This window comes from Methylobacterium haplocladii, assembly GCF_007992175.1.
GTDB lineage: Bacteria > Pseudomonadota > Alphaproteobacteria > Rhizobiales > Beijerinckiaceae > Methylobacterium > Methylobacterium haplocladii.
Genome location: NZ_BJZT01000039.1, coordinates 1 through 13,584, shown reverse-complemented (window position 1 = coordinate 13,584; position 13,584 = coordinate 1). Strand labels below are relative to the sequence as shown.

The following is a 13,584-nucleotide window of genomic DNA, read 5'->3' as shown; positions in this document are numbered from 1 at the left end:
GAGGATCGGTCTGTCGTCATAGTCGATGGGATGTGACGGCCAATGGACGGCGCTGCGGAAAAAGGTGCAGACGACGGAATGGGACGGCTTCTGCTCATCGAAGACGATGCCGAGACTGCGGAGGACGTCCTCGGCGACCTTCGCGGGCGCGGCCATCAGGTCGACTGGGCCGCGACCGGGCCGGAGGGCCGGGAGGCGGCGCTCGCGGGGGGCTGGCACGTGATCGTCCTCGATCGGATGCTGCCGGGTTGCGACGGGCTCGCGGTGCTGCGGGCCCTGCGTCAGGGCGGCGACAGGACGCCGGCCCTGCTGCTCAGCGCCTTGAGCGACGTCGACGAGCGCATCCGCGGCCTGCGCGCCGGCGGCGACGACTACCTCACGAAACCCTTCGCGCTCGGTGAACTCGCCGCCCGGATCGAGGCCTTGCTGCGCCGGCCCGTGGAAGCGCCGGAGACGCTGCTGCGCGTCGGCACGCTCGAACTCGACCTCATCACCGGGACTGGCCGTCGCGGCCAGCGCGGCCTCGACCTTTTGCCGCGCGAATGGAAGCTCCTCGACTACCTGATGCGACGCCCGGGTCAGGTCGTGACCCGGGCGATGCTGTTCGAGGAGGTCTGGAACTACCGGTTCGTTCCGAAATCGAACCTGATCGACGTCCATGTCGGCCGTCTGCGACGCAAGCTCGAAGCGGGTGGCGAACCGCCCCTGATCCACAGCGTCAGGGGGCTCGGTTTTTCGCTGGTGGCCGATGACTAGGCTTCTCTCCACGACGGCGTTCCGCTGGTCCTTCGCCATCGCGCTATGGTCGGCCCTGCTCTCGCTGATCCTGTTTGCCTTCATCTTCTGGCAGACGACGACGCTCGAACTCGCCGAGAACGACGATGTCATCGAGAAGCAGCTCGCCTACGTCGCGGCCGAGCCGGATCAAGCCAAAAGCCGGATCGAAGGATGGCTCGGAGGCGGGATCCAGAGCGATCGCTTCGCCGGCTACTTCGCGCCCGACGGCGCCTGGCTCGCCGGCAACATCACAGAGCTGCCCAAGGCCTTGCCGCGGGATGGGTCGGTTCACGTCCTCGACTCGGCCGTTGCGGTCGCTGGAGGTGAAACGCGCAGCGATCTGCGCTCCGCCGCCCTGCGGCACGCGGACGGCCACGTCATCGTTGTTGCGATCAGTCCGGAGGACATCGAACGTGCCGAGGCCGTGATCCTTCAGACGCTGGGCCTCGCCTTGATCCCGATGACCATCCTGTCCGTCATCGGCGGCCTGCTGCTGGCGGCTCGCGCCCGCAGGAAGCTCGTCGCCACCGAGGGCGCGGTGGCGGCCGTGATGCAGGGGGACCTGCGTCAACGCCTTCCCGTCGGGACAGGCCGCGACGAGTTCGACCGGCTGACGATTGACGTGAACACCATGCTCGACCGGATCGAGGTCTTGGTCGACGAGGTGCGCAGCGTCGGCGATGCCATCGCGCACGACCTGCGCACGCCGCTGACGCGGCTGCGGGCGCGCCTGGAGCGCAGCCGCGACGAGGCCCGCACTGTCGCGGACATGCAGCAGGCGATCGACCGCAGCCTCGTCTGGCTCGACCAGTGCCTCGCGCTGATCACCGCCATCCTGCGGATTGGCGAGATCGAGCACGGCCGCCGCCGCGCCGCCTTCGGGCCGGTCGACCTCGCCCACAGCATCGCCGAGGTGGCCGAGGTCTACGATCCGCTGGCCGAGGAGAAGGGTGTGCGGATCGTCCGGGCGATCGAGCCGGACCTGCCGCCGGTGACGGGCGACCGGGAATTGCTGTTCGAAGCGATCGCCAACCTCGTCGACAACGCCGTGAAGTTCACGCCGCAGGGCGGTCGGGTCCGCCTCTCCCTGCGCCGGCAGGGGCAGGAACTCGTGCTCGGTCTCGAGGATAGCGGCCCCGGCATCGCACCGGGCGAGCGCGCCCGCGTCTTCCAGCGCTTCTATCGGGCCGAGCCGGCCCGCCACAGCGTCGGCAACGGGCTCGGCCTCAGCCTCGTCGCCGCGATCGTCACCCTGCACGATTTCCGCATCGCGGTGTCGGACGCCGTTCCGACGGGCTGCCGCATCACGCTGACCTGCCCGACCATCATCCCGGCACGGCCGGAGCTGCTGGATCGCGCCCGCGAATTACCGCAGGCCCGCATCTCCACCGACGTCCCCTCCTGAGCTCGCTGCATCGGCGCGCAACGGCAGCCGGTCGCCGCGGCCCGAGCCAACCCGCGAGCCGCCCCAACCGCCATGCATCCCCCGCCTTGCCGCTCCGGTCCGTTCCGGGCTAACGCTCGCCCACGCCACACCGCCGCGCCACGACGAAGCCGGCGACGGCTCGCGAGGATGCGCCGCTTCTCTACGGATTTTTGGACTCAATGGTCTCACACAGCCGGGATGCGGCCGCGCCGATCGATGCCGCCGGCGCGCGCGTCCTCGTCATCGAGGCACGCTTCTACGACGACGTCGCCGATGCCCTGCTCGACGGGGCGCGCCGCGCGCTGAGCGCGGCCGGGGCCGAGGCGTCGCTCGTCACCGTGCCGGGCGCGCTGGAGCTGCCGGCCGCCATCGCCATCCTGCTCGACGACGCCCGGGCGGCCGGCCGGCCATACGACGCCGTCGTGGCGCTCGGCTGCGTCATCCGCGGCGAGACCAGCCACTACGACACCGTCGCCAACGAGAGCGCGCGCGGCCTGATGGATCTCTCGGTCAGGGAGCGTCTGCCGCTCGGCAACGGCATCCTCACCGTCGAGAACCACGAACAGGCCATGGCCCGCGCCCGGGCCGACGACATGGACAAGGGCGGCGGCGCGGCCCGCGCCGCGCTCACGATTCTTGCGCTGAAGCGCGATGCGGAGCGCGCCCGATGAGCAAAAATTCTCAGACCAAATCGGAGCGCAGCGGCGCCCGACTCGCCGTCGTCCAGGCCCTCTACGAGATGGAAATCTCGGGCAAGGGCACGATCGAGGCGCTCGCTGAGTTCGAGGCCTTCTGGATCGGCAGCGAGGTCGAGGGCATCCAGCACCCCCCCGCCGACGCCGCCTTCTTCCGCGACCTCCTGCGCGGCACCGTCGACGAGCAGCGGGCCATCGACCCGGTGCTCGACAAGGCGCTGGTGAAGGGCTGGCCGCTGAAGCGCATCGAGGCGGTGCTGCGCGCGATCCTGCGCGCCGGTGCCTACGAGCTGCTGTTCCGTCGCGACGTGCCGGCCCGCTCCGCCATCTCAGAATACGTCGACGTCGCCCACAGCTTCTACGAGGGCGACGAGCCCGGCCTCGTCAACGGCGTCCTCGACCGCGTCGCCCGCGACGTGCGCGCCGAGGAACTGGCCCTGCCGGCCGCCGGCCGCCAGGGGTGAGTGGGGGGCGTCTCAGCGAAGAGGCGCTGATCGCGCGCTACTTCGCGCCGCTCGCCGGCCCCGGGGCCGAGGGGCTGCGCGACGATGCGGCGTCCCTCACGCCGACGCCGGGCCAAGACCTCGTCGTCACCGCCGACGCCATCGTCGCGGGCATCCACTACTTCCCCGACGACCCGCCGGCCGCGATCGCACGCAAGGCGCTCGGCGTGAACCTTTCGGATGTCGCCGCCAAAGGCGCGACGCCGCGTGGGTTTCTGCTGACGTTGGCGCTGCCCGCCGACTGGACCGAGGACTGGCTCGCCGGCTTCGCGGGCGGTCTCGGCGCGGCAAGTCGGGACTTCGGTTGTCCGCTGCTCGGCGGCGACACGGTGCGCGCCAACGGTGCGGCCCTGATCGGCGTCACAGCCTTCGGCGAGGTACCCACCGGCGCTATGGTGAAGCGCCAGGGCGCCCGCCCCGGCGACCGGATCTGCGTGTCCGGCACGATCGGCGACGCGGCGCTCGGGTTGCGGCTTCATCCCTCGAACGCCCAGGGCTGGACGGGATTGGTCGAGGACACCGACAGGGCGTTCCTCATCGATCGGTATCGGCAGCCGCAGCCGCGATCGGCGTTGGCTCCGGTCCTGAGCCGGCACGCCCGCGCGGCGATGGATGTGTCGGACGGGCTCGCCGGGGATCTCGCCAAGATGCTGACGGGCGTGACCGCGCGGGTGATCGTAGCCGATGTACCGCTCTCGAATGCGGCCCGGCGGGCCATCGCGGCCGACCCGGCCTTGCTCGAAACCGCGCTGACCGGTGGCGACGACTACGAAATTCTCTGCGCCGTACCGCCGGACGCGCTCGACGAATTTCTGGCGGAGTGTCGGTCGGTCGGTGTGCCGATGACGGCGATCGGAGCGTTCGAAGCCGGGGAGGGGCCGCCGGTGTTTTTAAATGGGAACGGCACCGCGTTGGTGTTTGCGACGGCGTCGTTCAGCCACTTCTGATGATCCACGCCGTCGGCATTCCGGGGCCGCGCAGCGGAACCCGGAACCCACGACGGGGCACTGTGTGTCGGGTAGGCTCCGGGTTCTCGCCCGCGGCGACCCCCGGAATGACGGTTCACAACGAAGCCGCAGCCCGCTCGATCGCGTAGTGGATCGGCTTGAAGCTGCCGTTGTTCGATTGCAGCGCCGAGCAGGCGGTGAGCCCGATGATCAGGTCGGTCTCGGCCTCGAACACGATGCGGTCGCCGGCCCGGCTCAGGGGCGGGGCGACGGTGATCGCGCCGGTCGCCGCATCGATCGGAACGTTCATGAAGCAGTTGAACGCCACCGGGATCGCATCCGGCCCGATGCCGTAGAGCTCCAAAGCCGCGGCGAGGTTGCCGAAGCAGCCGCGATGCGGGTCGGTGTCGCCGTAGATGATGCGAAACGTGTCGGCGGAGCAGGGCGTCAGCAGGAAGTCGTGCCGCCCGACCGTGTCCTCGACGATGCGCAGCAGGACGTTGGAGCGGTTGGAATAGAGCGGGTCGCCCGTCGTCAGGTAGATCCGGCTGGCATAATCGAGGGTGCGGCCGGACGAGATCACCTCGCCGATGTCGTCGCGATTGTAGGCGACGAGGTCCGCCACCTGCTCCCCGCGCGGGTCGATCACCGTCAGGCGGTCGCCCCTGTCGAGGGTGAAGGCCGTACCGGAGCGCGGTGCGATCTCGTGGTGGCAACACTCAGCGGCCATCGAAGACGGCCTCCTTCGCGCGGCCCTGGAACGGACACTCCCAGGAGGCGTCGACGGCGCGGCCGCTGTACTGGCGCGCCTCGGAAGAATCGCCGTGGCGGGCGAGCATCGGGTTGATCGAGCCGGCCAGGGCCTCGTCGCGCTTGAGGATCGAACTGCGCAGGGTCTCGTAGCGGCCCTCCGCGCGCAGCTGCTCGAACTGCGCATGCAGGTTGAAGACGAGGACCGGCGACGAGAACCGCCGCGCCGGCCGGCTCGCCCGCGGATGCAGGCCGACGATGAAGAAGCCCTCGCCGCCGAAGCTCAGGGAGAAATGCGGGTTCCCGGGATCGTCGTTGACCCGGCCGTCGAGGGGCTGGCCCAGCCAGGAATCCTTGTCCGAGAGGGATTGCGCGCGGGTCCAGAGATGATGCTCGAACTGCTCTTCGGAGAGATCGCCCGGCCCCTCGAACACGACCGCGAAGCTCTGGAAGATTGCCGGATCGCGCCGATAACGGGCGATGAAGGCGAGCAGCGCGGGGTAGATCCGCATGTCGTCCCAGCCCGAGGTGATGTCGCGGGCCACCACGATCTTCATGCGCCCCTTGGCGACGGCGGATTTTGCGCCGACGCAGGGAAAGGGTCGGCTGCCGATGAAGTCGCGAAACGCCTGGGCACGCACGTGGTCGTGGTCGTCACGGGGAAAAAGCATCATGGTCCGTAGCTGCAACACACGCATCGGACGACGTCTCTCGTCCGCGGAGTCGAGCAACAGGACGCGGCAAGCGGTGTTCCGAGGGCAGGCTGCGGCATTCGCGGTTATCCACGGTCCGATCGACCTACCCACAGAAGGCCGGTCGGGGTCGCACGCGGCTTTGTCCCGAGCCCGCCGCAGCTATTTCGGGCTGTCGGCCAGCCCGAGCTGACGCAGACTCGCCTCCCAGACCCGCTCCTGCAGGGCGCGGTCGTGGCTCAGCGCGGAGGAGGCCGTCTCGCGGCTCCTTGCGAAGTAGCGGCCGGTGACGCCGTCGAGTTCCGGCGCCGCGGCGACGTGAAGTGAGGTCCTCGCGCCGTCCTCCGTCGAGATCAGGAACGGGCGGATCAGGCTCCAGAAGAAGCCGAGGCCGCCGCCGGTATTCGTCGCGAAGCCGCTCGAGACCACGCCGGGATGCACCGCGTTCACGGTGACGCCGCTGCCCTCCAGCCGCCGGGCGAGGGCGTAGGTGAAGAGAACATTGCCGAGCTTTGCCTGCGAATAGGTCTTCATGCCGCCGAAGGAGCGCGCGGCATCGAGATCGTCGAGGACGATCCGCCCGCGGGTGTGGGCGGCGGAGGACAGGTTGACGATCCGGGCCGGCGCACTGGCCTTGAGACGGTCGAGCAACGCCAGGGTCAGCTGCACGTAGGCGAGGTGGTCGAGCGCCCAGGTGCGCTCGCGCCCGTCGACCGTCAGGGTGCGCTTGTCGAAGATCGCACCGGCGTTGTTCACCAGCACGTCGAGATGGGGATAGAGCGCCAGCACCTCGGCAGCGAGGCGGCGGATCTCGGCTTGGGACGAGAGGTCGGCGACGAAGACGTCGACCGCGCCGCCCGTCTCCGCACGGATGCCCGCGGCGCCGGCTTCCGTCCGGGAGCGGTCGCGCCCGACGAGGCCGACCCGGGCGCCGAGGCGGGACAGACCGAGCGCCGTCGCGGCACCGATGCCCGAGGAGGCACCGGTGACGAGACAGGTCTTGCCTCGCAGGGAGACGGGCGTGCTCAGAACACCGCCTTGCCGATGAGCACGGCGACGATCACGATCACGATGGCGATGGCGAGGAAGATGCCGAACAGGATCTTCGAGATCGAGCGGGCGCCGGAGGCGATGCCGGTGAAGCCGAGGCCTCCGGCGATGATCGAGATCACGAAGGCGATCAGGGCCCATCGCAGCAGCTTCATCGGGTTCACTCCAGACAACGAAACGAGGGAAAAAAGCGGGGCATCAACCCGGCTTGGCGACGCCGCGTTCCCCATTGGGCGCGGCGCTCGCGGAAAAACCCTCGCAGGCCGGCTCGGCCTTGGCAACGAGCGCCTCGGCGAGAGCGTGGTAGATGCCCTCCTTGCACACAAGCTTGGACACGGCATCGGCAATGACGGCCGCGATCATCAGCGGGATCATCATGGCGTGGTCCTGGGTCATCTCGGTGACGATGACGAAGGAGGTGATCGGCGCCTGCAGCACGCCGGTGAGGTAGGAGACCATGCCGATCAGCACGAGCGCACCGATCGGCGCCTCGGCGAAGAGCGTCCGCGCCTCCGCGCCGAGCCCCGCGCCGACGGCGAGCGAGGGTGCGAACAGGCCGCCGGGAATCGCGCTGATCGAGGAGAACACCGTCGCCGCGAACTTCAGCGGGGCGAAGCCGCGGTCGACGGCGTCCTCGCCGTGCAGGATCGCGCGGGCTTCCTCGTAGCCGGTGCCGTAGACCGTCCCGCCTGCGACGAGCCCGCAGACCGAGACGCCGAGGCCGCAGGCGACCGCGAACGCGACGGGGTGAGCCGCGATCCAGGCCCCGGCCCGGCCCGGCAGCCCCGTCCCGAACAGGATCACGATGCGGCTAAACAGGCCACCCATGAGGCCGCCGGCCGCGCCGAGCAGCGGCACCGCCAGCCAGTTCGCCGAGAACGGTAGAGTGGCCGACGTCGTGCCGAAATAGGTGTAGTCTCCGAGGATCGCGAGGGAGGTCAGGCCGGCTGCGATCACCGCGGCGACGATCAGCCCGCTTGCCCGGCTGTCATAGGCCCGGCCGAGTTCCTCGATGCCGAAGACGATGCCGGCGAGCGGCGTGTTGAAGGCGGCCGCGACCCCCGCCGAACCGCCGGCGAGCAGCAGGCCGGACAAGCGGGCGGGCGAGAACCGGCCGAACGCCGCCATGATCGCCGCACCGACCTGCACGGTCGGCCCCTCGCGCCCGACGGAGGCGCCGCCGAGCAGCCCGAGCGTCATCACCACGATCTTCCCGGCGGCGACCTTGAGCGAGACCAATGCGTGCCGGGCCTTCGCGTCGCCGATGGCGCGGGCGGCGATGACCTGCGGAATCCCCGAGCCCTGCGCATTCGGAAAGACGGTGCGCGCGAGGAAGGCGGCGATGCCGAAGGCCGCGGGCGTCACGACCAGCGTCAGCCAGGGCGAGAACGCGAGCCCCTGCTTGAACAGCGCCTGCGCCCCGTCGGCGAGCTTCGCCATGACCACCGCGGCGAGGCCGACGCAGAGGCCCCCGACGAGGAACAGCAGCCGGCGCCGCCAGACCTCCCAGCTGTCGAGGGAAGCGCCGCGCAGGCGCAGCAGCGTGCGTCGGATCTGCCGGGGGCGTAGCTGCATGGTCTCGGGAGATGGGTGAACGGGGAGGGCGCGTGATCGCACCATCCGTCGCGCGGACGCGAAAGCCAATTCCGGGCCGTTTCAGCCTTCCGCGGCGCAGAGCGTCTCCACCGTCTTCAGATAGGCCTTGGCATCGAACTTCTTGAGCGAGTTCTCGCTCTGGTAGCGCACGGTCCCGAAGATCTTGCGGCGCTGCCAGGGCCGGTCGTGCAGGCCGAACACCCAGGCGACGTTGGTGAAGGAGTTCGCGTCGCGCCCGTCGAGGAAGTAGCGGTTGTTGAGCCTGAGCGTGCGCGCAAAGGCCTCCTCGGGCGAGGGCGACCATTCGAGGATCTTCTTGCCCCAGTACATGCGTAGCTGGTTGTGCATGTAGCCGGTCTCGCGCATCTCGCGCATCGCTGCGTTCCAATAGGGCTCGTGCGTCTCGCCGGCCGCGAGTTGCGCTTCGCTGTACTGGTGAGGCCGCGCGTCCCCGGCCTGCTCAGCGAGCGTTTTCTTCGCCCAGTCGGGCAGGGCGGTCTCGTAGCGGTCGTAGCCCTCCGTGTAGAAGACGTGGTTCATCGCGAGCTCGCGCCGGACGATGAGTTCTTCCAGGTAGGTCTGCCGATCCTCCTGGCTGCCCGGCTTCGCCTCACGCACGGCGAGCGCGATCTCGACCGGCGAGATCTGGCCGAAATGCAGGTAGGGGCTCATATGGGAGGCGGCGTCCGCCTCCGGCTTGTTACGGTCGGCGCCGTAGCCCGCGAACGGCCCGGCGAGGTAGGCCTTCAGACGGCGCTTCGCCTCGGTATGGCCGCCGGTGAAGCGCTTCACCGGGGCCACCGAGGTGTCGAGGCTCATGCCGGCGAGCACTTTGTCGGGGTTCGAGACGTCGATCTCGCTTTTCAGCGTCAGGCCGTCGGCCTTGTGCTTCACCGTGCGGGCCTGGAGCGGCTCCAGATAGTCGTCCCAGAGCTTGTGGAGCTTCGGCCGCAGCGTGCGTGCGGCGTATTCGTGCTTGCCCGAGGCGGCCTCGACCGGAACGACCACGTCGCCCTCGACCTGCACGATCCGCGTCTCGACGGCCTCGGTGATCTCCGCGTACCAGCGCTTCTGGATCGCGAGATAGCCGCGGTCGAGCACCAGCAGCTTCGCGTCCTTGGCCAGGTCGATGGCGATCTCGGCGGGCGAGGCCTTGCGCATGACGAAGCCGACACCCCGCTTGGACAAGCGTTCGCGGCAATCGGCGAGCCCCTGCAGCAGGAAGGCGTAGTGACGGGCATTGGCTTCCGGAAAGCCGCTCTTGCCATCGAGCAGCCCGAAGCAGGCGACCACGGGGCAGCCGAGGCGGTTCGCCTCCTCGATCGCGAACTCGAGGGCCGGATTGAAATCGGCGCGATTCGCCTGCTGCAGCAGATAGAGGACGTAGCCGCCATCCGCGTTCGGCGCGCCTTCGGCGAGGACCCTGAGGCGCTGCGATGGAATCGCCATGCCGACCGAACCTCTCCATTCCGATGAGCGCTGGCGCCGAGGACCGGAAGATCCGTGACCTTGGCCGCCCCGACGTCCGGGGATGGCCCCGCCGTCGAATGACGCGGGACCGATCGCGCCGGTAACATCTGCATTCACAGACGCTTAAGCGTGGCTATAGTGCCGGTGATCTCATGACAATTGCGCCCAAAGGCCGCGCAAAGCCTGCGACATTTCGGTGACATCTCCGGTCAATGTGCGCGACGGCACGCCAAACGCAGTCCAATGGGATGGGGCGGACTTGCATTTCGTCGCCGAAGGATCAGATTGTGCATCGCGGGATCGATGGCGTTTCGCTCCCGCTGCCCTCCTTGGGCGTTTCCTCCCTAGACTACGGGCCGCTCTCACGAGCGGCTTTTTTTTGTCGGAAACCGGCCTCTCGGCTCATCCTCGCGCCCGCGCGCGGATCATGAAGTTGTCGTAGGTGTATTCGGCGACCTGGAACCAGAGGTATTCCTCGTTCCGGAAGCCTTTCATCGCCTCGTAGATGCGCTTGAAGTCCGGGTTCTTGGCGGACAGCTCGCCGTAGAGGTCGTTGGACGCCTTCAGCGCCGCCTCGATCACCTCCTGCGGGAAGGGGCGCAGCTGGGCGCCGCCGGCGACCAGGCGGCGCAGTGCCTGCGGGTTGCGCGCATCGTATTTCGCCTGGACCTCGGCGGCGACCTGAGCCGCGGCGGCCTGCAGCACGGCCTTGTAGGTCTTCGGCAGGGCTTTCCACTTCTCGGCGTTGAACCAGAACAGCACCATCGCGCCGCCCTCCCAGAATCCGGGGAAGTGGTAGACCGGTGCGACCTTCTGCAGGCCGAGCTTCTCGTCGTCATGCGGGCCGATCCACTCGGCCGCGTCGAGTGCCTTCGATTCGAGGGCGGCGTAGAGGTCCGGCCCCGCCGTCGTCTGGGGCGAGACGCCGAGCTTGGCCAGCACCTGCCCGCCGAGGCCGGCGACGCGGAACTTCAGGCCCTGCAGGTCGGTCGGGTTCTTGATCTCCTTGCGGAACCAGCCGCCCATCTGCGCGCCGGTATTGCCGCCGGGCAGCGCCGTCAGCCCGTGCTTGGCGAAGATCTCGGCGAACAGTTCGGCTGCCCCGCCCTGCAGCCACCACGCGCTCTGCCCGCGGGCGTTCAGGCCGAATGGCGTCGCCGTCGCCAGCGCGAGGACCGGATCCTTCGCCACCGCCGCGGAGGCCGAGGCATGTCCGATCTCGATCTTGCCCGACCCGACCGCATCGAGCAGGCCTTCGGCCGGCACGATCTCGCCCGCCGCCGCGGGCTGGATCCTGAAGCGGCCGTCGGTCGCCTCGCCGACGATCCGTGCGAAGCTCTCGCTGGCGCCGAACAGGATGTCGAGATTCTTGGGAAAGCCGGACCCGAGCCGCCAGGTCAGCTCGGGCGCGGTTTCCGCGCGGGCAGGCGCTGCCAACGGCGCGGCAGCGGTCGCGAGGCCCGCGGAGAGGAGAGCCCGTCGCGGCAGCGTGTTCGGCATCTGTGGTCGCTCGTCTCCGGTTCCGCTCGGCGCGGCATACACGCTCCACGGCACGAAGTCGCGCCGGGTTCGAGCCTCCGCCCGTCGCGTGCTAGCAGCGGCCGCGTGAAAACCACACGCCTCACCCTTCACACCGTCTGCGGCCTCGAGGAGATCCCCGGGCACGGCGCCCGCGGCGTCAGCCACGTGCTGTCGATCCTCGATCCCGGCTGGCCCGATCCGGATTTCAGCGGCTACGGCGTCTATCGGCGGACGACGTTGCGCTTTCACGACGCCATCGCGCCGGGGCCGGGCCGCGTCCTGCCGGAGCGCGCGGACGTCGCGGCGATCCTCGCCTTCGGGCGCGCGGTTTCGGAGGAGACGGCCGACGAGGCTCACATCCTCGTCCATTGCCATCTCGGCCTCTCACGCTCGACCGCGGCTCTGGCGAGCCTGTTCGCGCAGGCCGAGCCCGAAACCCCTGCGGGCGAACTGGTCGCACGGCTCCATGCCCTGCGGGACGGGGCTTGGCCGAACGCACGGATGATCGGCTTCGCGGACGAGGCACTCGGCCGGAACGGCACGCTCGTCGAGGCCGTGCGCCGCCTGCACGGCCTCCAGCTCGCGAAAAACCCGAGCCTCGATCCGCTGATGCGCCGCCTCGACCGCGCCGCGGAGGTCGAGGCAGCAATCATGAACTGAGATCGGTGGCCCCTTGCGGCTGGCGCCTTCAGGGCCGTCCGCCGCACGAGTGGCGACGCGCATTCGCGCTTGCCGAGGGCCATCGAGGAATCGAACCGGAGGAAACGGCCGTTCGTCTCGATTCTCTCAGTTCGCCTTGGCGTAATTGAAGTTCCCGTCCCGCCAGATGTAGAGCACGTAGCCCTGGGCGGTGACGTCGCCCTTGGCGTCGAAGCCGACGGGGCCGAGGACGAGGTCGAAGCGCTCGGCATGCAGCGCCTTGGCGATGGCCCGCGGATCGGTGCTGCGGGCGAAGTTGCCGGCCTCGACCAGCGCCTGGAGCGCCGCGTAGCCGTAGATCAGCGAGCCGTCGGGATCGCCGCCCTGCGCCTTCACCGCGCTCACCACGGCTTGCGCGTCCGGCTTGCGGCTCGGGTCGAGGTAGAATGTCATCAGGACGCCATTGCTGGCCGAGCCGGCGATCTTGGCGAATTCCGGCGTCGCGATCGACGAGGTGCCGAACCATTGCGGCCGAAAGCCCCGATCGGCCGCGATCTTGACCAGCCGGCCCATCTCCTGGGCGCCCCCGCCGTAATAGACCACATCGATCCCGAGTCCCTTGAGGCGGTCGGCGAGCGCCGCGTCGTCGGTGTCGCCGGGCTGAAAGGCCGCGAACAGCGCCTCGTTCACGCCGATCCGGTTGAGGTTGTCCTTGGTCGAGGCGGCGAGCGCCCGCGAGGGCGGCGAGGGATCGTAGAGGATCGCGATCTTGCGGTCGCGGAACCGCTCGGCGAGGACGGCGGCCGAGAGCTTGGCCTGGTCGTCGTCGCGCCCGCAGACCCGGAAGATCGTCGGCAGGCCGCGGTCGGTGAGCTTGGCCGCGACCGAAGCCGCGGTGATCATCACGATGCCGTTGGCGGCGTAGATGTCGGAGGCGGTCAGCGAGGCGTTCGAGCAGACATGCCCGACGACGAGGCGCACGTTCGCCTGGACGTAGTGGTTGGCCACCGCCGTCGCCTGGTTGGAGTCGCAGGCATCGTCCTGCACGTCGAGAACGATCGTCTCGCCGTCGAGCCCGCCCTTGGCGTTGGCGTCTTTCGCCGCGGCCTGGACGCCGCGCAGGACCTGCTCGCCGATGGCGACGTAGGGGCCGGAGCGCGGCACCGCGACGCCGACCACCACGTCGGCGCGGGCGGGACAGGATGCGATTGCGAGGAGGGCGGATCCCAGGAGTATCCGCGGCAGCGATCCGGCGAGGCGCCCGCCGGGCGAAAGAAGGCGTCCGATCGTCATCCCGCCCCTTCTAACGCTCTTGTTCTGTCAGCCAAACCATGCCGGTGGGAGGCCGCGCCGGGGTCGGGCATGAGGGCGTGAAGGCGAAGCCCGCGCATGGGCAGCGCCGGCCGCCATGGAACGATGCGATCGGAGCTTTTGGCAAGACGCGATTGCTACGAAGCGTCCCGATGCGAACCGATTTTCGCGAGAACGGTCGCCGTCGGCGACCGCTGATGCCCTGCG

At 69.4% G+C, this 13,584-nt stretch carries 14 protein-coding genes; 6 read left to right on the top strand and 8 right to left on the bottom strand.

The features are described 5' to 3' along the window. Nucleotides 1–78: 78 nt before the first annotated feature. The 5 genes from MHA02_RS17625 to thiL all read left to right on the top strand — a co-directional run bounded on the left by MHA02_RS17625 (nucleotide 79) and on the right by thiL (nucleotide 4,348). On the top strand, nucleotides 79–756 hold the full coding sequence (locus tag MHA02_RS17625) for a response regulator transcription factor (RefSeq protein ID WP_147081129.1): 678 nt from the start codon (nucleotides 79–81) through the stop codon (nucleotides 754–756). Then, the gene (locus MHA02_RS17620; protein WP_147081126.1) at nucleotides 749–2,182 is read left to right on the top strand and encodes a sensor histidine kinase; all 1,434 of its coding nucleotides are present in this window, start codon (nucleotides 749–751) and stop codon (nucleotides 2,180–2,182) included. Before MHA02_RS17625 ends, MHA02_RS17620 begins: the two co-directional genes overlap by 8 nt. Before the next feature lie 200 nt (nucleotides 2,183–2,382). Beyond that, nucleotides 2,383–2,874, top strand: a complete 492-nt coding sequence (gene ribH / locus MHA02_RS17615) for a 6,7-dimethyl-8-ribityllumazine synthase (protein WP_147081124.1) — start codon at nucleotides 2,383–2,385, stop codon at nucleotides 2,872–2,874. After that, nucleotides 2,871–3,362 (top strand): transcription antitermination factor NusB, encoded by a 492-nt coding sequence (nusB, locus tag MHA02_RS17610; protein ID WP_147081121.1) that lies wholly within the window; start codon nucleotides 2,871–2,873, stop codon nucleotides 3,360–3,362. The genes ribH and nusB overlap by 4 nt, the downstream gene beginning before the upstream one ends. Beyond that, nucleotides 3,359–4,348 carry a thiamine-phosphate kinase gene (thiL, locus tag MHA02_RS17605; protein ID WP_147081118.1) on the top strand — a complete coding sequence of 330 codons (990 nt, stop codon included), beginning with the start codon at nucleotides 3,359–3,361 and terminating at the stop codon, nucleotides 4,346–4,348. Before nusB ends, thiL begins: the two co-directional genes overlap by 4 nt. Before the next feature lie 115 nt (nucleotides 4,349–4,463). Here the strand turns inward: thiL and MHA02_RS17600 are convergent, their stop codons facing one another. From MHA02_RS17600 to MHA02_RS17570, 7 genes are all read right to left on the bottom strand, one after another. Next, entirely contained in the window at nucleotides 4,464–5,078 is a 615-nt protein-coding gene (locus MHA02_RS17600) for a DUF1989 domain-containing protein (protein WP_147081115.1), read from the bottom strand. Beyond that, on the bottom strand, nucleotides 5,068–5,769 hold the full coding sequence (gene gntA, locus MHA02_RS17595) for a guanitoxin biosynthesis heme-dependent pre-guanitoxin N-hydroxylase GntA (protein ID WP_147081251.1): 702 nt from the start codon (nucleotides 5,767–5,769) through the stop codon (nucleotides 5,068–5,070). The genes MHA02_RS17600 and gntA overlap by 11 nt, the downstream gene beginning before the upstream one ends. A gap of 183 nt (nucleotides 5,770–5,952) precedes the next feature. Beyond that, entirely contained in the window at nucleotides 5,953–6,801 is an 849-nt protein-coding gene (locus MHA02_RS17590) for an SDR family oxidoreductase (protein WP_147081250.1), read from the bottom strand. Nucleotides 6,802–6,815: 14 nt separating this feature from the next. After that, nucleotides 6,816–6,995, bottom strand: coding sequence for a DUF1328 domain-containing protein (locus MHA02_RS17585; protein ID WP_147081113.1), 180 nt, complete (start codon nucleotides 6,993–6,995; stop codon nucleotides 6,816–6,818). 43 nt (nucleotides 6,996–7,038) lie between these two features. After that, nucleotides 7,039–8,415, bottom strand: coding sequence for a chloride channel protein (locus tag MHA02_RS17580; RefSeq protein WP_147081110.1), 1,377 nt, complete (start codon nucleotides 8,413–8,415; stop codon nucleotides 7,039–7,041). A gap of 81 nt (nucleotides 8,416–8,496) precedes the next feature. Then, nucleotides 8,497–9,885: a deoxyribodipyrimidine photo-lyase gene (locus MHA02_RS17575; protein WP_147081107.1), complete on the bottom strand. Its 1,389-nt coding sequence runs from the start codon at nucleotides 9,883–9,885 to the stop codon at nucleotides 8,497–8,499. Nucleotides 9,886–10,308: 423 nt separating this feature from the next. Beyond that, a complete protein-coding gene (locus MHA02_RS17570; RefSeq protein ID WP_147081105.1) occupies nucleotides 10,309–11,406 on the bottom strand; it encodes a TRAP transporter substrate-binding protein in 1,098 nt (365 codons plus the stop codon). A gap of 105 nt (nucleotides 11,407–11,511) precedes the next feature. Between MHA02_RS17570 and MHA02_RS17565 the strand changes: the two genes are divergently transcribed. Beyond that, the gene (locus MHA02_RS17565; protein ID WP_147081102.1) at nucleotides 11,512–12,087 is read left to right on the top strand and encodes a tyrosine phosphatase family protein; all 576 of its coding nucleotides are present in this window, start codon (nucleotides 11,512–11,514) and stop codon (nucleotides 12,085–12,087) included. Between the two features lie 126 nt (nucleotides 12,088–12,213). On the opposite strand, the gene MHA02_RS17560 is transcribed toward MHA02_RS17565, so the two are convergent. Continuing rightward, on the bottom strand, nucleotides 12,214–13,359 hold the full coding sequence (locus MHA02_RS17560; RefSeq protein WP_147081100.1) for a branched-chain amino acid ABC transporter substrate-binding protein: 1,146 nt from the start codon (nucleotides 13,357–13,359) through the stop codon (nucleotides 12,214–12,216). Nucleotides 13,360–13,584 lie beyond the last annotated feature (225 nt).